The organism is Polynucleobacter wuianus (assembly GCF_001659725.1).
GTDB classification, from domain to species: Bacteria; Pseudomonadota; Gammaproteobacteria; order Burkholderiales; family Burkholderiaceae; genus Polynucleobacter; species Polynucleobacter wuianus.
In genome coordinates, this window is sequence record NZ_CP015922.1 from 223688 (window position 1) to 246683 (window position 22996).

21 protein-coding genes are annotated in these 22996 nt (G+C 45.7%); 14 read left to right on the forward strand and 7 right to left on the reverse strand.

All coding sequences use genetic code 11. From position 1 onward, the window contains the following. Nucleotide 1: 1 nt before the first annotated feature. Genes A8O14_RS01195 through thiL form a run of 3 tightly spaced genes read right to left on the reverse strand, consistent with a single transcriptional unit; the run spans nt 2 to nt 2075 of the window. Nucleotides 2–496, reverse strand: a complete 495-nt coding sequence (locus A8O14_RS01195) for a CinA family protein (RefSeq protein ID WP_068947839.1) — start codon at nt 494–496, stop codon at nt 2–4. Between the two features lie 2 nt (nt 497–498). Continuing rightward, nucleotides 499–1068 carry a phosphatidylglycerophosphatase A family protein gene (locus A8O14_RS01200; RefSeq protein WP_068947840.1) on the reverse strand — a complete coding sequence of 190 codons (570 nt, stop codon included), beginning with the start codon at nt 1066–1068 and terminating at the stop codon, nt 499–501. Continuing rightward, nucleotides 1065–2075 (reverse strand): thiamine-phosphate kinase, encoded by a 1011-nt coding sequence (gene thiL / locus A8O14_RS01205; RefSeq protein WP_068947841.1) that lies wholly within the window; start codon nt 2073–2075, stop codon nt 1065–1067. The genes A8O14_RS01200 and thiL overlap by 4 nt, the downstream gene beginning before the upstream one ends. 106 nt (nt 2076–2181) lie before the next feature. On the opposite strand from thiL, the gene A8O14_RS01210 reads away from it, so the two are divergent. Beyond that, nucleotides 2182–4503 carry an NADP-dependent malic enzyme gene (locus A8O14_RS01210; protein ID WP_068947842.1) on the forward strand — a complete coding sequence of 774 codons (2322 nt, stop codon included), beginning with the start codon at nt 2182–2184 and terminating at the stop codon, nt 4501–4503. Between the two features lie 128 nt (nt 4504–4631). Next, nucleotides 4632–5252, forward strand: coding sequence for a barstar family protein (locus A8O14_RS01215; RefSeq protein ID WP_068947843.1), 621 nt, complete (start codon nt 4632–4634; stop codon nt 5250–5252). A 33-nt stretch (nt 5253–5285) separates the two neighbouring features. Here the strand turns inward: A8O14_RS01215 and A8O14_RS01220 are convergent, their stop codons facing one another. After that, nucleotides 5286–6047 carry a 16S rRNA (uracil(1498)-N(3))-methyltransferase gene (locus A8O14_RS01220; RefSeq protein WP_068947844.1) on the reverse strand — a complete coding sequence of 254 codons (762 nt, stop codon included), beginning with the start codon at nt 6045–6047 and terminating at the stop codon, nt 5286–5288. 44 nt (nt 6048–6091) lie between these two features. On the opposite strand from A8O14_RS01220, the gene tkt reads away from it, so the two are divergent. Together tkt and gap are read left to right on the forward strand one after the other, a co-directional pair. Then, nucleotides 6092–8095 (forward strand): transketolase, encoded by a 2004-nt coding sequence (gene tkt / locus A8O14_RS01225; RefSeq protein ID WP_068947845.1) that lies wholly within the window; start codon nt 6092–6094, stop codon nt 8093–8095. A gap of 48 nt (nt 8096–8143) precedes the next feature. Beyond that, nucleotides 8144–9172: a type I glyceraldehyde-3-phosphate dehydrogenase gene (gap, locus tag A8O14_RS01230; protein ID WP_068947846.1), complete on the forward strand. Its 1029-nt coding sequence runs from the start codon at nt 8144–8146 to the stop codon at nt 9170–9172. A 113-nt stretch (nt 9173–9285) separates the two neighbouring features. Here the strand turns inward: gap and fur are convergent, their stop codons facing one another. Further along, entirely contained in the window at nt 9286–9741 is a 456-nt protein-coding gene (gene fur, locus A8O14_RS01235) for a ferric iron uptake transcriptional regulator (protein ID WP_068949652.1), read from the reverse strand. Nucleotides 9742–9784: 43 nt separating this feature from the next. Here fur and A8O14_RS01240 point away from each other — a divergent pair, with 43 nt between their 5' ends. From A8O14_RS01240 to hemL, 10 genes are all read left to right on the forward strand, one after another. Beyond that, nucleotides 9785–10516 carry an outer membrane protein assembly factor BamE gene (locus A8O14_RS01240; RefSeq protein ID WP_068947847.1) on the forward strand — a complete coding sequence of 244 codons (732 nt, stop codon included), beginning with the start codon at nt 9785–9787 and terminating at the stop codon, nt 10514–10516. A 71-nt stretch (nt 10517–10587) separates the two neighbouring features. After that, nucleotides 10588–11388, forward strand: coding sequence for a 4-hydroxy-tetrahydrodipicolinate reductase (gene dapB / locus A8O14_RS01245; RefSeq protein ID WP_068949653.1), 801 nt, complete (start codon nt 10588–10590; stop codon nt 11386–11388). A 40-nt stretch (nt 11389–11428) separates the two neighbouring features. Further along, nucleotides 11429–14101, forward strand: a complete 2673-nt coding sequence (gene leuS, locus A8O14_RS01250; RefSeq protein WP_068947848.1) for a leucine--tRNA ligase — start codon at nt 11429–11431, stop codon at nt 14099–14101. Between the two features lie 28 nt (nt 14102–14129). After that, complete coding sequence (locus A8O14_RS01255) at nt 14130–14657, forward strand: LPS-assembly lipoprotein LptE (RefSeq protein WP_068947849.1); 528 nt, start codon at nt 14130–14132, stop codon at nt 14655–14657. An 18-nt stretch (nt 14658–14675) separates the two neighbouring features. Further along, nucleotides 14676–15737 carry a DNA polymerase III subunit delta gene (gene holA / locus A8O14_RS01260; protein WP_068947850.1) on the forward strand — a complete coding sequence of 354 codons (1062 nt, stop codon included), beginning with the start codon at nt 14676–14678 and terminating at the stop codon, nt 15735–15737. Between the two features lie 47 nt (nt 15738–15784). Next, the gene (locus A8O14_RS01265; protein WP_068947851.1) at nt 15785–17062 is read left to right on the forward strand and encodes a glutamate-5-semialdehyde dehydrogenase; all 1278 of its coding nucleotides are present in this window, start codon (nt 15785–15787) and stop codon (nt 17060–17062) included. Between the two features lie 16 nt (nt 17063–17078). Further along, nucleotides 17079–17504, forward strand: coding sequence for a CopD family protein (locus A8O14_RS01270; protein ID WP_068947852.1), 426 nt, complete (start codon nt 17079–17081; stop codon nt 17502–17504). A gap of 62 nt (nt 17505–17566) precedes the next feature. Further along, on the forward strand, nt 17567–19021 hold the full coding sequence (locus tag A8O14_RS01275) for a THUMP domain-containing class I SAM-dependent RNA methyltransferase (protein WP_068947853.1): 1455 nt from the start codon (nt 17567–17569) through the stop codon (nt 19019–19021). Between the two features lie 62 nt (nt 19022–19083). Beyond that, nucleotides 19084–19254 carry a rubredoxin gene (locus A8O14_RS01280; protein ID WP_068947854.1) on the forward strand — a complete coding sequence of 57 codons (171 nt, stop codon included), beginning with the start codon at nt 19084–19086 and terminating at the stop codon, nt 19252–19254. Nucleotides 19255–19300: 46 nt separating this feature from the next. Next, the gene (gene hemL, locus A8O14_RS01285) at nt 19301–20596 is read left to right on the forward strand and encodes a glutamate-1-semialdehyde 2,1-aminomutase (RefSeq protein ID WP_068947855.1); all 1296 of its coding nucleotides are present in this window, start codon (nt 19301–19303) and stop codon (nt 20594–20596) included. Nucleotides 20597–20610: 14 nt separating this feature from the next. Here hemL and A8O14_RS01290 read toward each other — a convergent pair whose 3' ends face one another. Further along, nucleotides 20611–21450 (reverse strand): symmetrical bis(5'-nucleosyl)-tetraphosphatase, encoded by an 840-nt coding sequence (locus tag A8O14_RS01290; protein WP_068947856.1) that lies wholly within the window; start codon nt 21448–21450, stop codon nt 20611–20613. 38 nt (nt 21451–21488) lie between these two features. Continuing rightward, nucleotides 21489–22961, reverse strand: a complete 1473-nt coding sequence (locus tag A8O14_RS01295) for a cryptochrome/photolyase family protein (RefSeq protein WP_068947857.1) — start codon at nt 22959–22961, stop codon at nt 21489–21491. Nucleotides 22962–22996 lie beyond the last annotated feature (35 nt).

Genomic DNA, 22996 nt, shown 5'->3' on the forward strand with positions numbered 1-22996 from the left:
TTTAATTCTCGAGCAGTTTTGCTAATTCGCTAATCACGTAATTACAAGCTTGCTTGCGGATCGCTTGACGATCTCCGGCAAAGTGCATCGTTTTTGTCAGTGCTCTATTTTCGCCAGCATCATTTTGGATAGCCCAACCAAAGCAAACGGTCCCAACCGGTTTGTCTGCTGAGCCACCACTCGGACCCGCAATGCCAGTAATGGAAATAGCAGCATTTGCCCCTGAATTCGCTTGCGCACCCTCTGCCATCGCTTTGGCGACTTGCTCGCTGACAGCTCCAAAAGATTGAATGAGTTCTGCTGGAACTCCCAGATTTTCTTCCTTAGCTGCGTTGCTATAAGTAATGTAGCCCCGCTCAAACCACTCGCTTGAGCCTGCCAATTCCGTGAGGGTGGCGCAGACTAGGCCCCCGGTACAAGACTCGGCGGCCGCCATCTTCCAACTTTTGGCCAGTAAGATTTCTGCCAAGGTTTTAATGGTATCAAGTGAGTGCATGTTTAGGCCCAACCCATATGAGTAATAGATACTAGCGTGACAGCTATGACTATGAGCGTGAAGATTGCTGCTGCAAGATCATCCACCATGATGCCAAACCCACGCCACAGTATTTGTAGTGAGTTTGATGGCGCTTCAGATCCCTCTGCATTTTTAAAGTGACGATCAATCATGCCAATTGGCCCCGGCTTAACAGCATCAAAAAATCGGAATAATGCGAATGCTAGGATTTGCATCCAGATGTTAGTCGGCATAATCAGTATCAGCACTAACCAAAAGGCAAGCATCTCATCCCAGACAATTCCACCAAAATCTTTCCTGCCTAATTCTTCGCTGACATTGCCGCAGATCCAGCAGCCCAATAAAATTCCACCGCCAATGATCCAAAAAAATGCTTCTAGGGATAAGAAATATTCTGCCACTAAAAAAGCTGCCCAGGCCCAAAGAGTGCCTGTAGTACCAGGTGCTATGGGGCTTAGCCCACTACCAAAACCAAAGGCTAGGGTCCGACTGGCGGTCTGAAACATCCACTTAAAGTTCGGCTGTACATCAGATGGATGTTGATTGGTCATTGTGCAAAGTGGTCAAAAGATTTGAGAAGTGCGGTAGCATCGGCATCGCCAATGAAGTTTCCATTTGTGCCCATGATGCGAATCGTCGATTTATCATTTTGCATGGCAGTAATATGGCCAATGCGTGTGAGAGGCAGATTTAAGGATTTACTAATTTCTAGAATTACATCACGTTGCTTACTAGGCGCCGTAAAACACAATTCGTAATCATCACCACCGCTAGCAGCAAACTGATTTTGGATTGCCAGGCTTTGCTTTTGCAATGTTGCTGATTTAGGAAGTTGATCTAAGTAAATTTCCGCATCAACTTGGGATTGTTTCAAGATGTGCTTGAGGTCGCCGAGCAAGCCATCGGATATATCCAAGGCTGCGCTAGCAATTCCTCCAAGCTTCATTCCAAGCTCAACTCTAGGAGTGGGTTGATGCATGCGGTGAGCGATGCTTTGAAGATCGCACTCAGGAAGGATAATTTCTTGACGCAGTGCAGCAAGAGCCAGTCTCGCATCTCCGACAGTTCCCGAAACCCAAATGTCGTCCCCAATCTTTGCCCCTGATCTGCGAATGGCCTTTTCGAAATAAACACTGCCAATGGCGGTAATTGATAGGGTCAACGGACCAGCGGTAGTGTCGCCACCAATCAGTGGGCAAGAAAATTGATTTGCGACTGCAAATAAGCCTTTAGAGAGGCTTTCTAGCCATTGTGTATCAACTGTTGGCAGGGCAATCGCCAAAGTAAATCCAAGGGGTTTGGCACCCATCGCCGCTAGGTCAGAAAGGTTTACGGCAAGCGCTTTGCGGCCTAAGGACTCAGGATCAGTACCTACAAAAAAATGCCGACCTTCGACCAGCATATCGCTGGTAATGGCAATTTCTTCACCAAGTAAGGGCTTTATCAGGGCGCAGTCGTCACCTATACCCAAACTCAGAGTCGAGTTTATGGCAGTGCCCGTTTTAAAAAAACGTTCAATGAGATCAAATTCGCCTATTGGGCCCGATTGAGAATGCATGCCTCATTTTATGGCTCTTGGGAGTGCAATGCGAGAGAGGAATAGAATTAAGCACTTACAAGTCTTAGATGAAACAAAGACAAGACAGAACTTAGCGAGTTAGTGAATGAGCAAAGAAAATAGTAAAGAACAGCAAATTGCAGCTTTAAGAGAGGCTGCCCTCCAATATCACGAGTTTCCAGTTCCAGGCAAAATCGAGATTGCCCCAACTAAGCAACTCACTAACCAACGCGATTTAGCGCTTGCTTATACGCCAGGTGTTGCAGCTCCTTGCGAGGAGATTGTTAAAGATCCAGCCAATGCATTTAAGTACACCGCTCGTGGCAATTTAGTTGGTGTGATCACTAACGGTACTGCCGTTTTAGGCTTAGGAAATATTGGTCCATTGGCTAGTAAGCCAGTGATGGAAGGTAAGGCGGTTTTATTTAAGAAGTTTGCTGGTATTGATGTTTTCGATATCGAAGTCAATGAAAACGACCCCGACAAACTCGTAGAAATCATTGCAGCGCTTGAGCCTACTTTTGGCGGCATCAATTTAGAAGATATCAAAGCGCCAGATTGCTTTGTAGTTGAGCGTAAGTTGCAAGCGCGCATGAAGATCCCAGTCTTTCATGATGATCAACACGGTACTGCGATTGTGGTTGCAGCCGCCATTCTCAATGGCTTGAAGGTGGTTGGTAAAGACGTGGGTAATGTGAAGTTGGTTACTTCGGGCGCTGGGGCAGCCGCTTTGGCTTGCTTGGATCTATTGGTTGATCTGGGCATTCCCCGTAAAAACATTTGGGTAACTGACTTAGCAGGTGTTGCATACAAAGGCCGTAAAGAATTGATGGATCCAGAGAAGGAGCCATTCTGCCAAGAGACTGATTTGCGTACTTTGGATGATGTAATTGCTGGCGCCGATATTTTCTTGGGCCTTTCTGCTGGTGGTGTATTAAAGCAAGACATGGTCAAGAAGATGGCGGATAAGCCATTGATCTACGCCTTGGCAAATCCAACCCCAGAAATTTTGCCAGAAGAAGTAAAAGCGGTTCGTCCTGATGCAGTGATGGCTACTGGCCGTACTGATTATCCAAACCAAGTCAACAACGTTCTGTGTTTCCCATTTATTTTCCGTGGTGCGCTTGACGTTGGTGCAACCACCATTACACGCGGCATGGAAGTAGCAGCCGTTAAAGCCGTTGCTGAACTTGCGCAAGCTGAGCAGAGTGAAGTGGTGACTTCGGTTTACGGTATTGAGAACCTATCTTTTGGTCCTGAGTATTTAATTCCAAAACCCTTTGATCCACGATTAATTACAGTAATTGCGCCAGCAGTTGCTAAGGCGGCGATGGATGATGGCGTTGCATCTCGTCCAATTAAAGATTTCGATGCCTATCGCAATCAGTTGCAGCAATTTGTTTATCACTCTGGTACTTTGATGAAGCCCCTCTTCAGTATTGCAAAGAGGGTGCCTGCAAATCAGAAACGCATTGTCTTTGCTGAAGGCGAAGATGAGCGTGTATTGCGTGCAGTACAAATCATTCTTGATGAGCACTTGGCAACCCCAATCCTAATTGGACGCCCAGCGGTTATTGAGCATCGCATTGAGAAGTTTGGCTTGCGCATGAAAACGGGCGATGACTTTGAAATTGTGAACCCAGAGAATGATTCGCGCTTCCGTGATTTCTGGCAAACCTACCTGGCTCTCACTGAGCGCAAGGGAGTAACACAGTCATTTGCCAAACTAGAAGTGCGTCGTCGCAATAGCTTAATTGGTAGCTTGTTAATCCAAAAGGGTATGGCAGACGGCATGATTTCTGGCACGGTAGGCAACATCGCTACCCATCTGAAATACGTTGATGAAGTAATCGGTCCAGAACCTGGCGCCAATGTTTATGGTGCAATGTCTGGATTGATTCTTCCGGGCCGCCAGGTTTTCTTGGTTGATACCCATATCAATATTGATCCAAGCGCATGCGAATTAGCGGAGTTAACTTTAATGGCTGCTAGTGAAATGCGTAAGTTGGGATTGGTTCCAAAAGTGGCTTTACTGTCTCATTCCAATTTCGGTTCTAGCAATGCTCCTTCTGCGGTGAAGATGCGCGAAGTATTGGCCCTTCTCCAAAAAGCGGATCCAACCTTAGAGGTTGATGGCGAGATGCATGGAGACAGTGCCTTAGATGCAAGTATTCGTGAGGGTGCAGTTTCTTCATCAACATTGAAGGGTGATGCCAATCTCTTGGTGCTCCCAAATATTGATGCGGCTAACATTTCCTACAACTTGTTAAAAACTGCCGCAGGCAATGGGATTGCGATTGGGCCACTGCTGTTGGGTGTAGCTAAGCCAATTCATATTCTGACTCCAGCTGCTACGGTCCGTAGGATTGTGAATGTGACCACTTTGGCGGTAGTTGAGGCTGCTAGCAACGCAAGAGGCATTTCCTAGACCCCTATAATTTATGTAAGTTAGCAATAGCTTACATAAATTAATATTATATAAATCAATGGTTTATATAATTAGCGCTGTATTTGGGCTTGATTTGATGGCGTGTTAAGGGTAACCTAGCACCCATCATGAATAATCGCTCTGAAAACACCAATACAGCCAGTTTCGAAGAACATAGCCGCGCTGAAAGTTGGGATAGCAATGATCGACTGGAAACAGAATCGTCTGCTGCCAATGTTTATGCTCAGGGCGGTTTATCTCGTTTACAAACCTATGCAGCAAATCAAGTTTCGGGGAAAAAAGTGACAGCTTCTTGGCGTGCCGCTTTGGCCGTTCGTGATGCCGGACCACCGGCCATGTTGCGCAGCGTGCGCACTAACATCGTGCAATCTATTCGTGCTTTCCGAACACCAGATTTACAGGAAGCAGCTACTGAACTCGGTCAACATTTTATCTACGCCAATTGCACCAACGCAATGACTAAAGGTGAAGTTCTCGAGGCGATTGCTATTGCTTATTCTTTTACTAAGCAGCAAGCAAAAAACTTTGATCCTTTATTGGATGCTTTGACTACAACTACAGATAAAGCAGGTCAACAACCTGGATTTGTAGTGGTGCTCGAAGGCTTGCCTTGCACGCAAAAATTTGACAAAGAAGCTCGTGAGACCTTGTTAGATGTCTTCCGTGATGCTGTTGACTATTGGGCCGAGCGTCGCACACCCTATCGTGTGTTCTACTCTTTTGCTTAATCGCAAAACACACTGAAGTTCCTGAAATCGCTTCTATTTGAGGCGATTTTGCATTTCAGGGTTCCATACGCTGTGTACGGCCGTGATGGCCACAACACCTGCTGTTTCGGTGCGAAGCACCCGCTCCCCTAGTGAGACTATTTGATAGCCTGCAGCCTCTGCTTGTGCTTCCTCTGCAGGCGAATGACCTCCTTCAGGTCCAATCATTAAGACAATATCTTGTGGGTCACTTTCTATTAAAACTGAATACATGCTTTTAGTAGCATCTGGACTTAGCAGTAATTTCAGTGCTGGTTTTGGCTTCGCTTTTAGGTAGTCCTCAAAAGTTTGGATGGGCTCAAGCTTCGCCAGTACTGTTCTGTCACATTGCTCGCATGCGGCTTGAATGATTCCTTCCCAATGAACTAGACGCTTTTGGGCACGCTCTTGATCGCTTGAACGTGTGAGTTTGATGATGGAGCGTTCGCATTGCATTGGCGCAATAATTTGAGCGCCTGTTTCAACTGCTTTTTCAACAATCCAATCCATTTTGTCGCCACCGGCCAAACTCTGAGCCAAGGTAATGGCATAAGTGGTCTCTCGGTGGGTATCCCTGCGAATGTCGCTAAGTTGCGCTAAACCGCTTTTTCCGCTCAAAGAAAGCAGCTCCGCTATAGCAATTTGCCCATTTCCGTCAAATACTGGGAAAGACTCTCCAGTCTGAATGCGCCTGACACGCAGATGGTGGGCAACCTCTGGGGTGAGGGAGGTGGGCTTTTGGGATTCCCATGGTCCGGGAAGATAAAATTGAGGCATTACTGAAATATAGCCAATTTATTTTCTTCGAGACCACTTTTACGATGTCAAACCTTCAAATTCGCATGGCCAATGCCATTCGCGCCTTATCCATGGATGCAGTTCAGCTGGCAAACTCAGGTCACCCTGGTATGCCGATGGGAATGGCTGACATCGCTGTTGGATTATGGAATGAACATTTAAAGCACAACCCTACAGATCCACATTGGATTGATCGTGATCGTTTTGTTTTATCTAATGGTCATGGATCAATGTTGTTGTATTCACTCTTGCATCTTTCTGGCTATGACTTGCCGATTGAAGAGTTAAAAAATTTCCGTCAATTACATAGCAAAACTCCAGGACATCCTGAGTACGGAATTACGCCTGGTGTAGAAACAACTACTGGCCCACTTGGTCAAGGTATTTCTAATGCAGTCGGTATGGCACTCGCAGAGAAATTACTTGCTGAAGAATTTAATCGTCCTGGCTTCAATATTATTGATCACTACACCTATGTATTTTTAGGTGATGGTTGCTTGATGGAAGGTATTAGCCATGAAGTGTGCTCATTGGCTGGCACATTAAAACTGAATAAGTTAATTGCACTATGGGATGACAACGGCATCTCTATCGATGGCAAAGTGGTTTCTTGGTTTAATGAAGATACTCCGAAGCGTTTTGAAGCTTATGGCTGGAATGTCATTCGCGATGTCGACGGTCATGATGCCGAAGCTGTATCTAAGGCGATTACTAAAGCTAAAAAAAGCGATAAACCAACGCTGATCTGCTGTAAAACCGCTATTGGCCAGGGTTCGCCAAATATGGCTGGTAGCGATAAAGTTCATGGTTCACCATTGGGTGCCGCTGAAATTGCAGCAACTCGTGTTGCATTAAATTGGCCATATGCCCCATTTGAAATTCCGAAAGATATTTACTCTGCTTGGGATTTTAAAAAGCGCGGCCAAGCTGCTGAGCATGAGTGGAACAAAGAATTCCAGAAGTATAAAAACAAGTTCCCGGAGCTTGCTTCAGAATTGCAGCGTCGTATGAGGGGTGACTTGTCAAATGATTTTTCATCCACACTAAATGCCTATCTAAAAGCTTGCCAATCAAAAGCAGAAACTATTGCTACTCGCAAAGCAAGTCAAAATGCGATTGAAGCATTAGCACCAGCTTTGCCAGAATTTATGGGGGGCTCTGCAGACTTAACGGGTTCAAACCTGACCAATTGGTCGACCTGCAAACCTGTGCGCGGTGATCAGTGGGGTAATCATATCAATTACGGTGTGCGTGAATTTGGTATGAGCGCCATCATGAATGGAATTGCTTTGCATGGTGGATACATCCCATTTGGCGGCACTTTCTTAACTTTCTCTGATTACAGTCGCAATGCTATTCGTATGGCTGCATTGATGAAGTTGCGTAGCATTTTTGTCTTTACCCACGACTCTATTGGTCTGGGTGAAGATGGCCCCACCCACCAGTCTGTAGAGCATGTAGCTAGCTTACGCCTGATCCCAAATCTCATGGTCTGGCGTCCTTGCGATACAACTGAGAGCGCTGTTGCTTGGGGCGCAGCGCTTGAGCGCAAAAATGGCCCAAGCGCTTTAATCTTCAGTCGTCAAAATTGCCCGTTTGTTTCTCGTAATAGCCAACAAATTAAAGATATTGCTCGCGGTGGCTACGTCTTGCGTGATCCAAAGTCTGGGAAGATTGATGCAGTCATTATTGCCACTGGCTCTGAAATTGCACTAGCATTACAGACAGCAGAACGTTTAGAAAAAGAGAGCTCAGGCAAGATTGGTATTCGTGTTGTATCAATGCCTTCGACTACGGTATTTGATCAGCAAGATGCCACCTACAAAGCAAAAGTATTGCCAGCCAATATTCCACGTGTTGCCATTGAAGCGGGCGTGAGTGATTTCTGGTGGAAGTATGGCTGTGCAGCTGTTCATGGCGTGGATACCTTCGGTGAGTCTGCGCCTGCTGGGCAGCTGTATGAATACTTTGGTTTAACGGTCGACCAAATTGCAAAGACTGTTAAGCAATGCATCGCTCAGAAGTGATAAGTCATTCGAATGCGAAATAAATTCAATATTAGTAAGGGGAAATAAATGACAATTCGTGTCGCAATTAATGGTTATGGACGTATTGGCCGCATGGTATTGCGTGCCTTGTATGAAGATCAAGTCAATGGCAAGCCACGCCGTGATATCAAGATCGTCGCGATTAATGCAATGGGCGATATTGCTATCAATGCCCATCTAACCCAATATGACTCTGCCCACGGGCGTTTCCCTGCAGAAGTCTCTGTGGATGGCGATTGCATGGTTGTTAATGGCGACCGTATCAAAATGTTTAGCACACGCAATCCAGCGGAAACTCCTTGGGGCGAGCTTGGCGTGGATTTGGTTTTAGAGTGCACTGGCAAGTTCACCTCTAAAGAAAAAGCGATGATTCATATTCAACAGGGTGCCAAGAAGGTATTGATTTCTGCCCCGGGTGAAAAAGATGTAGATGCAACGATTGTTTATGGCGTGAACCAAAATGTTCTTAAGCCAACTGATGTAGTTGTTTCTAACGCAAGTTGCACCACAAACTGTTTGGCGCCACTGGTCAAGCCACTGCTGGAAAAAATTGGTATTGAGTCTGGATTAATGACAACCATCCATGCATTTACTAATGACCAAGTATTGACTGATGTGTATCACAAGGATATGCGTCGTGCACGTTCCGCTGTAACCAGCATGATTCCGACAAAGACTGGAGCAGCAAAAGCTGTTGGACTAGTTTTGCCAGCATTGGCGGGACGCTTTGATGGTTTCGCTATGCGCGTTCCAGTAATCAATGTTTCTGTAGTTGACCTCACATTTGCAGCTAGCCGTGAAACTAGTGTTGATGAAGTAAATTCGATTCTGAAGACCGCCAGTGAGGGCGAGCTTAAAGGTATCTTGGGCTTTAACACTCTACCTTTGGTTTCGATCGACTTTAACCATGATCCACGTCCAAGTATTTATGACGCGTCCCAAACTCGTGTTTCTGCTGACGGTAAATTGGTCAAGGTATTGGCTTGGTATGACAACGAATGGGGTTATTCGGTCCAGATGCTCAATGCAGCCGAAGCATTAATGGCGGTAAAGTGATTAAAAGTCGCTAACTGTTGTTAAAAAACAGTAAAAAACAAAAAAGACCTCAAATTAAGGTCTTTTTTCTTGTCTGGAGCCCTAAAAGGTGGCTTAAAAGCTTAGAAAAGCGCTTATTTTTGCTTATTTCGGCAGTTTTTCTTCTGACAATGCCCATACATGGCCAAAGAGTGCTCTTGGAGCTTAAATCCAAGGTTTTTAGCAATATCGCGCTGACGCTTCTCGATAGCCTCATCCACAAACTCCTCGACATGCCCACAGTCTAAGCAAACCAAGTGGTCATGGTGGCGACCTTCGTTGAGCTCGTAGATAGCACGGCTATCACCCTTGCTGGACTCAAAATGACTACGCAGCAAAAGGCCTGCCTGCTCAAACTGGGTGAGCACCCTGTAAACAGTAGCCAGGCCGATTTCTTGATCATCCTTGGCAAGAGCCATAAAGACGTCTTCAGCGCTAAAGTGGGTACCTCCATTTTGATGAAAAAAATCAAGGATTTTCATACGCGGACCGGTGGCTTTTAGGCCAATATCGCGCAAATTTTCAGGAGTGGGGTTTTGGTTCGTATTCATGGCTTTGCGAGCTAAAATCAATGTCTTAATGATACGGCCAGCCATGCAAAATTGCCTTGAACTTTTTAGTCGCTTTTTGAACCCGCTTTTGAGGGGTATTTGTACATTCTCCCGTGGGGGATTACTGGCAGTTGCTTTAATTAGCCTACTTGGAGTTGCTGGGTGCTCTACTGCAGTTGATGAAACTCAGCGCGCCTGGATGAACAAAATCTTCCAGCCATATGTTCCCGACATTGTTCAGGGAAACTTTATCTCCAGTGAGCAATACGCCAAATTGCAGTTAGGGATGACACGTGAACAAGTTCGTCAAATATTAGGTACCCCATTGCTAGCAAGTTACTTCCATGCCAATCGTTGGGATTATGTATTTGAATTTAAACGTGCTGGCCAACGTGTAGGCAAAGAGCGTCATGTCACAGTATTTTTTGACGGCGATAAAGTGGTGAAGTTTGAGGGCGATGCTTTGCCGACAGATGTCGAGTTGGTTGCCGAGATTGATAATTACGCTAAAACAAAACGTTCATTTTGGGATGTGATGACTGGCTCAAACAAGCCGCCAGTCACACCACCTTTGCAGCAACCCGAATTAATGGTGCCAAGTCCAACGGATAACTTATCTAAGGGCGCCGCTGTTCCGCCGGTTCCCGCTGCAAGTACAGGCTCCTTCTGGGACTACTTTACTTTTTCAAAGTCGGCAGATGGTCAGGTGGTGCAGCCCGAACCTTTGGGGCCTGGCGCCATCAATGCTGCGCCGGCAACTGAAAAAAAGCAGTAGAAATTTTTGTCAGCAATGACCTAAGGTCTGGCATTGCTAGTAACTTTTAATAAGAAGCGAAGAAACACATGATGAAGATTGCAATTGCTGGAGCAACTGGGCGTATGGGTAAGATGTTGATTGAGGCAGTCCTCAATACATCAGATGCTCAGCTCGTTGGTGCACTTGAACATACATCTTGCCCGCAACTGGGTGAAGATGCTGGATCATTCTTGGGTAAGAAGACGGGCGTGCAAATTTCATCAGATGTGGCTGCTGTATTGGCAAATGCTGAGTTTCTGATTGACTTCACAAGACCAGAGGGCACCATGGCACATTTAGCTATGGCTGAAAAAACGGGCACCAAGATGATTATTGGTACCACTGGCTTAAGCGCAGACCAAATCACTAATCTGAAAAAAGCTTCTTCAAAATTAGCGATTGTGTTTGCACCCAATATGAGCGTGGGCGTTAATGCCACATTCAAATTGCTGGAGATTGCAGCCAAAATGCTTAATCAAGGATATGACATTGAAATTATTGAAGCCCACCATCGTCATAAGGTAGATGCGCCATCTGGTACTGCTTTGAAAATGGGTGAAGTCATAGCCGATGCTCTTGGTGAGAGGCTAGATGACGTTGCTGTGTATGCACGCGAAGGTCATACTGGCGAGCGTAAAGAAGGGTCTATAGGTTTTGCGACTATTCGCGGCGGCGATATTGTAGGCGACCACACTGTGCTCTTTGCTGGAGATGGTGAGCGCATTGAAATTAGTCATAAATCTTCAAGCCGCCAGTCTTATGCTCAGGGATCTTTACGCGCAGCTCGCTTCTTACAAACCCAAAGCTCAGGGCTTTATGACATGCAAGATGTTCTTGGCTTGCGCAAATAAATATATTAATAAAAGTTAAATCAGAAAAGAGTTGTTTTGAATGAGTAAGGATTACGACTACCGCAGTATTGAAGCGGCAGCGCAAGCTGATTGGGAAAGTGCGCAAGTCTATCAAGTTGCTGAAAACGCAGTGGGCGCAGACGGCAAGAAAAAACCAAAGTATTACGCTTGCTCAATGTTGCCTTACCCATCGGGTAAGTTACATATGGGTCACGTACGCAACTACACCATCAATGATGTGATGGCTCGACAGCTCCGCATGCAGGGCTATAACGTTTTGATGCCAATGGGCTGGGATGCTTTCGGTATGCCCGCTGAAAATGCGGCGATTCAGAATAAAGTACCGCCAGCCAAATGGACCTACGACAATATTGCTTATATGAAAAAGCAGATGGCGGCGATGGGTTTGGCAATTGATTGGTCAAGAGAAGTGGCGACTTGCAGCCCTGATTATTACCGTTGGAACCAATGGCTTTTTCTGAAGATGCTCGAAAAAGGCATTGCTTATCGCAAGACTCAAGTAGTGAACTGGGACCCAATCGATCAAACGGTTTTAGCAAATGAGCAAGTGATTGATGGTCGTGGATGGCGTTCAGGTGCCTTAGTTGAAAAGCGTGAGATACCAGGCTACTACTTCAACATCACTGCCTATGCAGAGCAATTGCTCTCTGGTTTAGATGGCTTAGGTTGGCCAGAGCGTGTCAAAACCATGCAACACAATTGGATTGGTAAAAGTCGGGGTGTCCGCTTTGCCTTTAAGCATGAGATTGCTGATGCGCACGGCAACTTTATTCAGGATGGTTTGTTATATGTATTTACGACCCGTGCTGACACCATTATGGGCGTTACTTTCTGTGCGGTTGCCGCAGAGCATCCTTTGGCTGCTAAAGCTGCAGAAAATAATGCAGCCTTGGCCGCTTTTATCGAGAAGTGCAAAACCGGTAGCGTGATTGAAGCGGACTTAGCTACTCAAGAAAAAGAGGGCATGTTTACTGGTTTGTATGTCATTCATCCATTGACGAATGAGTCGGTGCCAGTTTGGGTCGGCAATTATGTTCTGATGTCATACGGTGATGGCGCTGTGATGGGTGTGCCCGCCCATGATGAGAGAGATTTTGCTTTCGCTCTTAAATATGACCTTTCAATCAAACAAGTGATTGCACTTAAAGGTGAATCGCCGATGTTTAATGCGACGCATTGGCAAGATTGGTACGCTCAAAAAGAAGACGTTGTTTGTTTCAATAGTGGCAAATACGATGGGCTCTCGCATGAGGAAGCCGTGAGTGCTGTTGCTCAAGATTTAGAGAAGATGGGTATCGGAGAAATCAAGACGACCTATCGTTTGCGCGACTGGGGTATTTCACGTCAGCGCTATTGGGGTACGCCGATTCCGATCATTCATTGTGGCGATGAGGCTCATCCTGGTTGCGGCGCAATTCCGGTACCTGAGACAGACTTGCCAGTAGTGTTGCCAGAAGACTGCGTGCCAGATGGGAGTGGCAATCCTTTAAATAAGCGTGCCGACTTTTTAAATGTGAAGTGTCCGAAGTGTGGCAAGCCCGCACGACGTGAGACTGACACGATGGATACCTTTGTAGATTCTTCTTGGTATTTCATGCGCTACACCGGTCCTGATGCGAAGACGATGGTTGATAAGCGCAATGAATATTGGATGCCAATGGATCAATATATTGGCGGCATTGAGCATGCAATCTTGCATTTGCTATATGCGCGTTTTTGGACCAAGGTCATGCGTGATCTAAATCTGATTTCGTTTGATGAACCATTTCAGAATCTATTGACACAAGGAATGGTTCTCAATGAGACCTATTACTCAGAAGAAGCTTCGGGGAAGAAAACTTGGCTTAATCCTTTAGATGTTGAGTTAGACCTTGATGAAAAAGGTCGCCCACAAGGTGCAAAGTTAAAGGGCGATTCCTCTGGTACACCAGTCATTATTGGTGGCGTTGAGAAGATGTCAAAGAGTAAGAACAATGGCGTAGATCCACAGGCTCTGATTGATCAATACGGCGCTGATACCGCTCGTTTATTTGTGATGTTTGCAGCCCCGCCAGAGCAGCAGTTGGAATGGTCTGGTGCTGGCGTAGACGGCGCCTCTCGCTTTTTGCGTCGCGTATGGATGTATTCAAGTGGTCAGGCAAATGCTGTTCGCGAGGCGCCAGATGTTATCCCGAGTAATTTGAACGATGCCGAGAAAGAGTTGCGTCGTGAAGTGCATTCCATTTTGAAGCAAGCTAATTTTGACTATCAACGTCGTCAGTACAATACGGTTGTGTCTGCAGCTATGAAGATGCTGAATGTTCTTGAACCAATCAAATTAGATCAAGGTACTACGATTAGTGCGACAGTTTTACGCGAGTGCCTCAGCATCTTATTACGTGTACTTTACCCGGTTGTACCGCACCTCACTCATGTGCTCTGGAAAGATATGGGATATGCCAAGACCTTTGGCTCCTTATTAGATGCACCATGGCCTTCTATTGATGAAGCCGCGCTGATTCAAACTGAAATTACCTTGATGTTGCAAGTCAATGGCAAATTGCGGGGAGATATTAAAGTGCCGGCAGAGGCTAACAAAGAGCAAATTGAAGCTTTGGCATTAAAGAGTGAGCCTGCATTGAAGGCGCTTAATGGTGGCGCACCCAAAAAGGTAATCGTGGTCCCCAGTCGTTTGGTTAATATCGTTGTATAGCTACAAAATTATTCGAGAATCTAAGGATATGAGCGCAAACCTATTTAGACGTGCAATGCTTGGCTTAATTGTCAGCGCGCCAGTAAGCGGTTTGATTGCTTGCGGCTACCGCTTGCGCGGCATGGTGGATTTGCCCTATAAAGCAATTGCCATTACCGGGAACCCTTCACCACCATTGCGTGCTGATATTCAAACGGCTATTTTGCAGAGTACGGATGTAAAAATTGCAATTAATCCTAAGGACGCTGATTTAATCTTAGAAATTACAAACGATCTTAGCGGGCGCGAGATTTTGGCATACAACTCTGCTGGCCAAGTTTCTGCATATCGTTTGAATATTCGTGTGGGCTTTCGTGCTTATGACGTTGCAGGAGCAGAAGTTATCCCTGATAGTGAAATCTATATGACTCGCGATATGGACTTCTCCAACACAACCGTGTTGGCAACAGATGTTCAGCAACAGCAATTTCTGTCTTTGATGCGTAAGGATCTGGCGATTCAAATATTACGCCGCGTTTCTGCTGCAGCCAAAGCACCTCGAACTAAATCCTTCTAAAGATAGATAAAGACTCGCATGGTCAAAGTTGATGCCCTGCAAGTGCACCTCAAATCCTTGAGTTCTGGAGGTGCAATGCTTCCCCTCTATGTCTTTAGTGGTGACGAGCCATTGTTGATGATGGAGGCGATGGATCAATTACGTATTGCTGCTAAGAAGCTTGGTTTTACTGAGCGCGAGGTCATGTTGCAAGAACCCGGATTTGATTGGAGTGCTCTGATGAGTGCCGGTCAAACAATGTCTTTGTTTGGGGATAAGCGTTGGGTGGAGTTGCGGATCCCCACTGGCAAGCCTGGGCGTGATGGGGCGGACGCTTTAAAACAATTTGCCACTCAAATCGAATCACAACCAAGTTCTCCTGATGGTCCCGACACTGTGGTGTGTATCGTGCTACCAAGATTAGATGCGAAAACTAAGGCTTCTGCTTGGTTTAGTGCTTTAGACGATGCGGGCATGGCAATTCAGGTTGATTCTTTAGATCGTAGTCATTTGCCTAGATGGATTGCTGGTCGACTGAGGATGCAGGGGCAAGAAGTTGAGGGTGAACCTGAAGGTCAACGTGCACTAGAGTTCATCGCTGACCAGGTGGAGGGAAACCTCATTGCTGCTCATCAAGAAATTCTGAAGTTAGGTTTGCTTTATCCCACAGGCGTTTTAACTGAAGAGCAGATACGGTCGTCAATCTTAAAAGTGGCTCGTTATAACGTATTTGAATTAACTGAAGCGATGCTTGCGGGCGATTTACCTCGGCTTAATCGGATGTTGGATGGCCTAAAAGGCGAAGGTGAGCCTTTGGTTTTGATTCTATGGAGCGTGACTGAAGAGCTTAGGCTACTATCTAAACTAAAGGTAGCTAGCGATGCTGGGGAGTCTGTGCAGCAACTGATGCGGGCGAATCGAATCTGGGGCAATAAAGAGCGTTTATATCCAGCCGCATTAAGAAGAGTGCAGCCGCTGAAGTTACGTAGGGCGATGCAGGTTGCGGCAGGCCTTGATCGACAAGTTAAAGGGCTTTCTGCAGCAGAATTACCAGGTGATCCTTGGGATGGCCTGCGTTTAGTTGGAAATTTATTGCGGTAATGGAAGAGTAGAAGAATAGTTAGACGGTTATTTAGAGAACAAAGTAAATGAGCGTAGAGATTAAAGACATGATGCAAGACATTGGTAAGCGAGCACGCAGTGCATCGCGTGCTATGGCTCGAGCATCTAGTGAGCAAAAGAACCAAGCTTTATTGCATATTGCAAATTTAGTGCGTCAAAAAGCAGGCGAGATTCAAAAGGTGAATCAAGTCGATGTCGAGCGTGCTAAAACCAATGGACAGGATCCTGCATTTATTGATCGCCTTGCAATGACCGCGAAGACTATCGAAACCATGGCATTAGGTTTAGAACAGATTGTTTCTTTAGAAGATCCTATTGGAAAAACGACCTCCTTGAAAAAGCAGGCCTCGGGTATTGAGCTCGGTCAGATGCGTGTTCCATTGGGTGTCATTGGCATCATTTATGAGTCACGGCCAAATGTCACAATTGATGCAGCAGCCTTGTGTTTAAAGTCTGGTAACGCGGTAATCTTGCGTGGCGGATCTGAGGCGATTGATTCTAATACCCTCTTGGCTCAGATTATTCAAGACGGTCTTGCAGCTGCTGGTTTGCCTAAAGATGCAGTGCAGGTTGTGACAACGACGGATCGCAGTGCCGTCGGCGAAATGATCACGATGACCGAATATATTGATGTGATTGTCCCACGTGGTGGCAAGAGCCTCATTGCTCGTCTGATGGCGGAGGCCCGTGTCCCTATGATTAAGCATTTGGACGGCATTTGTCATACCTATATAGATGCGGATGCTGACTTAGCGATGGCTATCAAGGTTTGCGATAACGCCAAGACACAGCGCTACGCACCTTGTAATGCAATGGAAACCCTTTTAGTTAATCAAGCGATTGCCTCTAAGGTTTTGCCACAGCTTTGCAAGATTTATCAAGATAAGGGTGTTGAGTTACGCGTAGATGCTTTAACACGATCAACACTCGAGGCTAGTGGATTTAAAAATTTGGTAGATGCTACAGAAGAAGATTGGCAGACAGAGTACTTGGCTCCAATTTTATCGATTAAGACGGTCGCTGATATTGATGAGGCGATGAATCATATCGAGCGCTACGGCAGTAAGCATACTGATGCCATCATCACGAATAACAAAGCACAAGCAGATCGTTTTTTACGAGAAGTGGATAGCGCTAGTGTGATGGTGAATGCCAGCACTCGTTTTGCCGATGGCTTTGAATACGGCTTAGGTGCTGAAATTGGTATTTCGAATGATAAGCTTCATGCTCGTGGCCCTGTTGGCTTGGAAGGCTTAACCTCACTGAAATATATCGTCATGGGTCATGGCGAGATCCGTAATTAGTTGAATTAAATAAACCATGATGAATGCTTACCTCTGGGTTAAAACCTTTCATATTGTGCTGATCACCTCTTGGTTTGCTGGTTTGTTTTATCTTCCGCGAATTTATGTGAATCTGGCGGATGAGAAAAATCCAGAGGCTTATGCTCGTCTCTTGGGGATGGCTGATCGCCTCTTCCGATTTATGACCATATTGGCCGTGCCAGCAGTCTTGTTGGGCTTAATACTTTGGCTAGTTTTTGGAATTGGTGCTGGCGAGGTATGGATGCACGCCAAATTATTTTTCGTGATTCTAGTTATTGGTTATCACCATGCCTGCTTTACTTTATTAAAGAAGTTTCGCGCTGGTATCAATACTAAGTCTGGTGTTTGGTATCGCTGGTTTAATGAAGCCCCAGTCATCTTATTATTGGCAGTTGTGGCATTAGTAATTTTTAAGCCATAAGCACGAAATAACTATTCTGAATTTCTTTATTTGTCTTTCCCTTATTTGAGACTGTTAGCCCCATGAGATTTTTTGTTGTTTGCCCAGGCGGTTTAGAAGTTCCGCTTGCACAGGAGCTCGCAGAGATTGCCAAGCGTCCCGATTCCAAAGCATTAGGCGCATGGGTGATTGATCCAACCCCGACCAGTCCTACTGGTGGTATCGGGCTTGCCGGACCACTCTCTGCCGCAATGGCTTTAAATCTCCACTCCAGAATTGCCAGCCGCGTGTTGTTGCAAATGGCGCAAGCCCCATACAGGCAGGAAGATGATCTCTATAAGTTAGCCAGCGGTTTAGCTTGGGAGGATTGGTTTACCTCTAAGCAAACATTACGGGTGGATGTAACGGCACATCGTTCGCCTTTAAAGAGTCTCAATTTTGCAACTCTGAAGATTAAAGACGCCATTGTGGATCGCTTACGTGATGTCACAGGGGATCGTCCGAATATTGATACTGCATTTCCGGATATTCGGGTTCAGGCGCATTTAACGGCAACGCAAGTTACTATTTATTTAGATACATCTGGTGAGGCTTTATTTAAACGCGGTTGGCGAGATGAAAAGGGTGATGCCCCTTTAAAAGAAAATTTAGCCGCTGGTATTCTGTCCATTACAGGCTGGAAGCCGGGGCAGACTTTATTTGATCCCATGTGCGGTAGCGGTACCTTCTTGATTGAGGCTGCGCAAATGGCTTTAGCTATCCCGCCTGGCGGGATACGGGCAGGAATGTATGGCGATGACGCGAAGCCGAGTAGATTAGCTTACCGCCCATTAATGACATCGGCCCATGGTTTTGGTTTTCAGAGACTAAAACCTTTTAATGAAGCTGCTGAACAAAAGCATTGGGCTGGTTTAAAAGAATCGTCTCTTAATGAAATTTTAGAGAAACGTAAGCAAAATCCTCATGCTGAATCTCTGGGTATTAGCGGAAGTGATATTAATGAAAAGTTGGTTGCTATGTTCAGGGGTAATTGGCAGCGAGCTCAATTGCCAGATCAACCGATTGTGCGCCAGATTGATGCCATGGCAAGTAAGCCGCCAACCAATAACAAAGGAGGCGTCATGCTATTGAACCCTCCTTATGGAGAGCGTTTGGTTATCAAAGGGGGCAGAGGTCAGGAAAAAGATGGGCGTGATGCTAGTTATGAAACTGCAGAACCTGAAAATCGTTTTGAACTCAATCTAGAAACGGGGCGTCAAAGCGCTAAGCGTTCAAGCCGTGAATCTCTCAAGAAGCTTCAAGCCCAGGAAGAGCAAGACCCGAAGTTTGTTGAGTTCTTGCGCCAGTTCGGACAACACCTCAAAGATGCATTTAGTGGATGGAATGTGTTTGTGTTGACTGCAGATATGGCCTTGCCAGGTCAATTGCGGATTAAAGAGTCAAAGCGGACACCTTTGTTTAATGGTCCACTGGAGTGTCGCTTATTTAAGTTTGAGATGCATGCAAAGCGGCCTGCATCCACAGAATCAGAAGATTGATTAGCGCTTTAAAATAGAAATGCGAGATACGGTGATCCGTAAGAAGAGTGGAGAATAAGACGATGGAATTTAAAACCTATATGTGTTTGATTTGCGGTTGGGTTTATGACGAAGCCGCTGGTTTGCCTGACGAAGGAATTGCTCCTGGAACTCTTTGGAAGGATGTGCCGATGAATTGGACCTGCCCAGAGTGCGGAGCGCGTAAAGACGATTTTGAAATGATGGCGATTTAATCGCCAAGCAATCCCTAGATATAGACAAAAAACGATTGAGGTAAAAGTGAGTCAAAACGATGTTTTATTTGTGCGGGCACAAAAGAGCATTCCAGGCGGAGTGAACTCTCCTGTACGCGCATTTCGTCAGGTTGGTGGCACACCTCGTTTTGTCACCAAAGCTAAAGGCCCTTATTTTTGGGATGCTGACAATAAGCGTTATATTGATTTAATTATGTCTTGGGGGCCCATGATCGTTGGTCATGCAAATCCCGAAGTAGTTGAAGCAGTCCAAAAAGCTGCTGAAACTAGCTTTAGTTATGGCGCGCCTACCGAAGGTGAAATTGAGTTAGCAGAGCGTATTTGTGCTTTGATGCCAAGCGTTGAGCAAGTACGTATGGTTTCTAGCGGTACAGAGGCAACGATGAGTGCCTTGCGCCTAGCGCGTGGTTACACCGGTCGAGACTTGATCATTAAATTCGAAGGTTGTTATCACGGCCACGCTGACAGCCTTTTGGTTAAAGCAGGCTCGGGTTTACTAACCTTTGCAGACTCCACGCAAAATGCGCCATCGTCTGGTGGTGTGCCTCAGGATTTGGTGAAGCATACTCTAGTTCTGCCCTATAACGATGTTGATGCAATCGAAGAGGTATTTAAAAAGCAGGGCGATCAAATTGCTGCAGTCATCATTGAACCGATTGCTGGCAATATGAATTTGATTCAGCCTTCAAAAGAATTTTTGGGGGCTATTCGCAATCTCACAAGTAAGCATGGCAGCGTTTTGATTTACGACGAAGTCATGACTGGTTTTAGGGTTGCGCTTGGTGGTGCCCAATCATTGCAAGGCATTGTTCCCGATTTAACTTGTCTTGGAAAAGTCATGGGTGGAGGCATGCCAATGGCAGCCTTTGGTGGCAAAAAGGAAATCATGTCTAAGTTGGCGCCCTTAGGAAATGTCTATCAAGCAGGCACCTTATCTGGTAATCCAGTTGCTGTTGCTGCTGGCCTGAAGACTCTTGAGATTATTTCAAGAGAAGGTTTCTATGAATGCTTAACAGGGCAAACAGAGAAGTTGATGAAGGGCTTAAAGCAGTCTGCAGACAAAGCCAATATCCCATTTGCAGTTGATAGTGTTGGCGGAATGTTTGGTTTCTATTTTGCAAATACGGTACCAAGCTCATATGCGGCTGTGACGAAAACTGATATTGAGGCTTTTAAGAGGTTCTTCCATTTAATGCTGGATGAAGGTGTTTACCTAGCGCCATCAGCCTACGAGGCCGGCTTCACATCTATCGCTCATGACAATGCTGTGTTGGATGCGATTATTGCCGCAGCTGATAAGTCATTTCAGAAGCTGAAATAAAACAATTTTCTTAATTACATTCTTAGCGGATGGTCATAGCCATCTACTTGAATAATCTCAGACTTCTTCAAGTCTTTGTTGGTGTCTGAAATCTGCATAGCGGTAAGTTTTCCTCCCCACACGCAGCCAGTATCTAGTCCTACAACGTTGTGCTGACGCAGTAAGCCCAGAGTGGACCAGTGGCCAAAGTAAATCAAGGTATCTCGGGTTTTCCTTTTGGGAACTTTGAACCAGGGGATATAGCCTTTTGGACCATTTTCTAGACCTTCTTTGCTTTCAAACTCCATTTGTCCGCCTGGGGTGCAAAAGCGCATTCTGGTCAATGCATTGGTAATGACTCGTAGGCGCTCGTAGCCTTTTAGGGAGTTACTCCATTTATTGGGCGTATTGCCATACATATTTCCCAGAAACTCTTTATAGGATTTGCTACGTAAAGCCTTCTCCACTTCTTGCGCACATTCGATCGCTTGCTGTAAATCCCATTGTGGGAGAACACCAGCATGCACGGCCAGTAGTTTTCCATTGCTGAGCGCCATAGGGCGCTTGCGTACCCAATTAATGAGCTCTCTGCGGTCTGGTGCTTTGAGAATTACTTCCACTGTATCAAGGCTTTTGGTTTTGCGAATTCCAGCATCAATTGCCAGAAGGTGAAGATCGTGATTGCCCAGAATGCATTCAGCTCGACCGGATTCTTGAAGTTTTTTGAGTTGACGCAACGCGCTAAGTGAGTTGGGACCGCGATTGACTAAGTCACCCAAAAAAATCATTTTCGACTGTTTGGGAAGCTTCTTAACGAGGGCTTTGAGTGATGGTGCACATCCTTGAACGTCACCAACAGCATAGATCTTGCTCATGCCCTATCTTAAAGCGGATTGATAAGTTATTAGTAGTCTTAGCCGACTTTTTTAACAACGCTATAACGTACTAAGGTCTTCTTGCGTGCCTCGTCGTGATCGACTACAGGTAGCGGATAGTCTCGCCCCAGTACGATGCCTGCAGCCTCAAGCTCAATATGACCTACTTTCCATGGGGCATGAATCGATTTCTTAGAAAGTTTTTCCAATTGCGGCAAGTAACGGCGTATAAATTTTCCTTCTGGGTCAAATTTTTCTGATTGAGTAATGGGGTTAAAGATCCGGAAGTAGGGTTGGGCATCGCAACCTGAAGAAGACGCCCATTGCCAGCCGCCATTATTGGATGAGAGCTCAAAGTCATTGAGATGTTCTGCAAAATAGGCTTCACCCCAACGCCAATCAATTCCTAAGTCTTTCGTCAAAAAGCTCGCCACTACCATGCGCAGGCGATTGTGCATATAACCACTTTGATTAAGTTGATGCATTGCTGCATCAACTAATGGGTAGCCAGTTTTACCTTCGCACCATGCCTTAAATAATTTTTTAGCATGAACACCTTCTTCCCAAACAATATTGTCATAGTCTGGTTTGAATGAGGCACCATCCACTAAGCGTGGATGATTGGCCAGAATCATGAAATAAAAATCCCGCCAAATGAGCTCACTCAGCCAAATGGTAGCGCCCATGCTGCCTGCCAACATTCTGCGATGGGCCTCGCGTACTAGGCCCCGAATCGAAAGCATGCCAAAGCGAAGATGGGTAGATAGATAGCTCACACCTTTGATAGCTGGGAAATCCCTGCCGATTTGATAGTGATCAATACGGGACAGAAAGTCTTCTAAAAAGGCCTGTCCTCCCGCTGATCCTGGCGGTAAGTAGGCTTCAATACCGGTGGGACAAAAGCCCATAGACTCAAGCGATGGAAATGGCAGATCTAATTTTTTGGGAATTGAGGCTAGTTGTCCTGGTTTAGGATTGCACTCGTAGAAAGCAAGATCTTTTTCTTGAAGTGTCTTTAGCCAATTATTTTTATAAGGCGTGAAGATGGAAAAGACGGTATTGGAGTTAGTGAGAATTTCTTTCTTCTCAAAAATTACCTGGTCCTTGAAGCTTTCGAATTGAATACCAAGTTTTTCTAATGAGGTTTGAACAATTTCATCTCTAGCAATCGCAGAGGGTTCATAGTCGTGGTTAGTGAAAACGGTTTCAACACCGAGTGCTTTAGCGATTTCTGGAATGCATTCGGTGGGCTTACCAAAGCGCGCAATCAGGCCTCCGCCCAGTTGCTTGAGTTCATCATCAATCTGCATTAGCCCTTGCCAAATGAAATCGACTCGACGGTCATGTTTTAAGCCTTTTGAATCAAGCTCGCCTTGTTTCAGGGGTGTCAGAATGTCGGTGTCAAATATGAAAGCTACCCAGATCTGCTCACTTTCTTTAAGAGCGTGATGAAGTGCCGCATTGTCATAAAGGCGGAGGTCGCGGCGGAGCCAAACTAGAGCTTTTTGCATAGCCCCTATATTAGGGCTAATTGGCAGAATTTGTT

Coding starts and splice junctions, on each gene's coding strand:
- A8O14_RS01195 (WP_068947839.1), bottom strand. CDS start 496: ATGCACTCACTTGATACCATTAAAACCTTGGCAGAAATCTTACTGGCC.
- A8O14_RS01200 (WP_068947840.1), bottom strand. CDS start 1,068: ATGACCAATCAACATCCATCTGATGTACAGCCGAACTTTAAGTGGATG.
- thiL (WP_068947841.1), bottom strand. CDS start 2,075: ATGCATTCTCAATCGGGCCCAATAGGCGAATTTGATCTCATTGAACGT.
- A8O14_RS01210 (WP_068947842.1), top strand. CDS start 2,182: ATGAGCAAAGAAAATAGTAAAGAACAGCAAATTGCAGCTTTAAGAGAG.
- A8O14_RS01215 (WP_068947843.1), top strand. CDS start 4,632: ATGAATAATCGCTCTGAAAACACCAATACAGCCAGTTTCGAAGAACAT.
- A8O14_RS01220 (WP_068947844.1), bottom strand. CDS start 6,047: ATGCCTCAATTTTATCTTCCCGGACCATGGGAATCCCAAAAGCCCACC.
- tkt (WP_068947845.1), top strand. CDS start 6,092: ATGTCAAACCTTCAAATTCGCATGGCCAATGCCATTCGCGCCTTATCC.
- gap (WP_068947846.1), top strand. CDS start 8,144: ATGACAATTCGTGTCGCAATTAATGGTTATGGACGTATTGGCCGCATG.
- fur (WP_068949652.1), bottom strand. CDS start 9,741: ATGAATACGAACCAAAACCCCACTCCTGAAAATTTGCGCGATATTGGC.
- A8O14_RS01240 (WP_068947847.1), top strand. CDS start 9,785: ATGCAAAATTGCCTTGAACTTTTTAGTCGCTTTTTGAACCCGCTTTTG.
- dapB (WP_068949653.1), top strand. CDS start 10,588: ATGAAGATTGCAATTGCTGGAGCAACTGGGCGTATGGGTAAGATGTTG.
- leuS (WP_068947848.1), top strand. CDS start 11,429: ATGAGTAAGGATTACGACTACCGCAGTATTGAAGCGGCAGCGCAAGCT.
- A8O14_RS01255 (WP_068947849.1), top strand. CDS start 14,130: ATGAGCGCAAACCTATTTAGACGTGCAATGCTTGGCTTAATTGTCAGC.
- holA (WP_068947850.1), top strand. CDS start 14,676: ATGGTCAAAGTTGATGCCCTGCAAGTGCACCTCAAATCCTTGAGTTCT.
- A8O14_RS01265 (WP_068947851.1), top strand. CDS start 15,785: ATGAGCGTAGAGATTAAAGACATGATGCAAGACATTGGTAAGCGAGCA.
- A8O14_RS01270 (WP_068947852.1), top strand. CDS start 17,079: ATGATGAATGCTTACCTCTGGGTTAAAACCTTTCATATTGTGCTGATC.
- A8O14_RS01275 (WP_068947853.1), top strand. CDS start 17,567: ATGAGATTTTTTGTTGTTTGCCCAGGCGGTTTAGAAGTTCCGCTTGCA.
- A8O14_RS01280 (WP_068947854.1), top strand. CDS start 19,084: ATGGAATTTAAAACCTATATGTGTTTGATTTGCGGTTGGGTTTATGAC.
- A8O14_RS01290 (WP_068947856.1), bottom strand. CDS start 21,450: ATGAGCAAGATCTATGCTGTTGGTGACGTTCAAGGATGTGCACCATCA.
- A8O14_RS01295 (WP_068947857.1), bottom strand. CDS start 22,961: ATGCAAAAAGCTCTAGTTTGGCTCCGCCGCGACCTCCGCCTTTATGAC.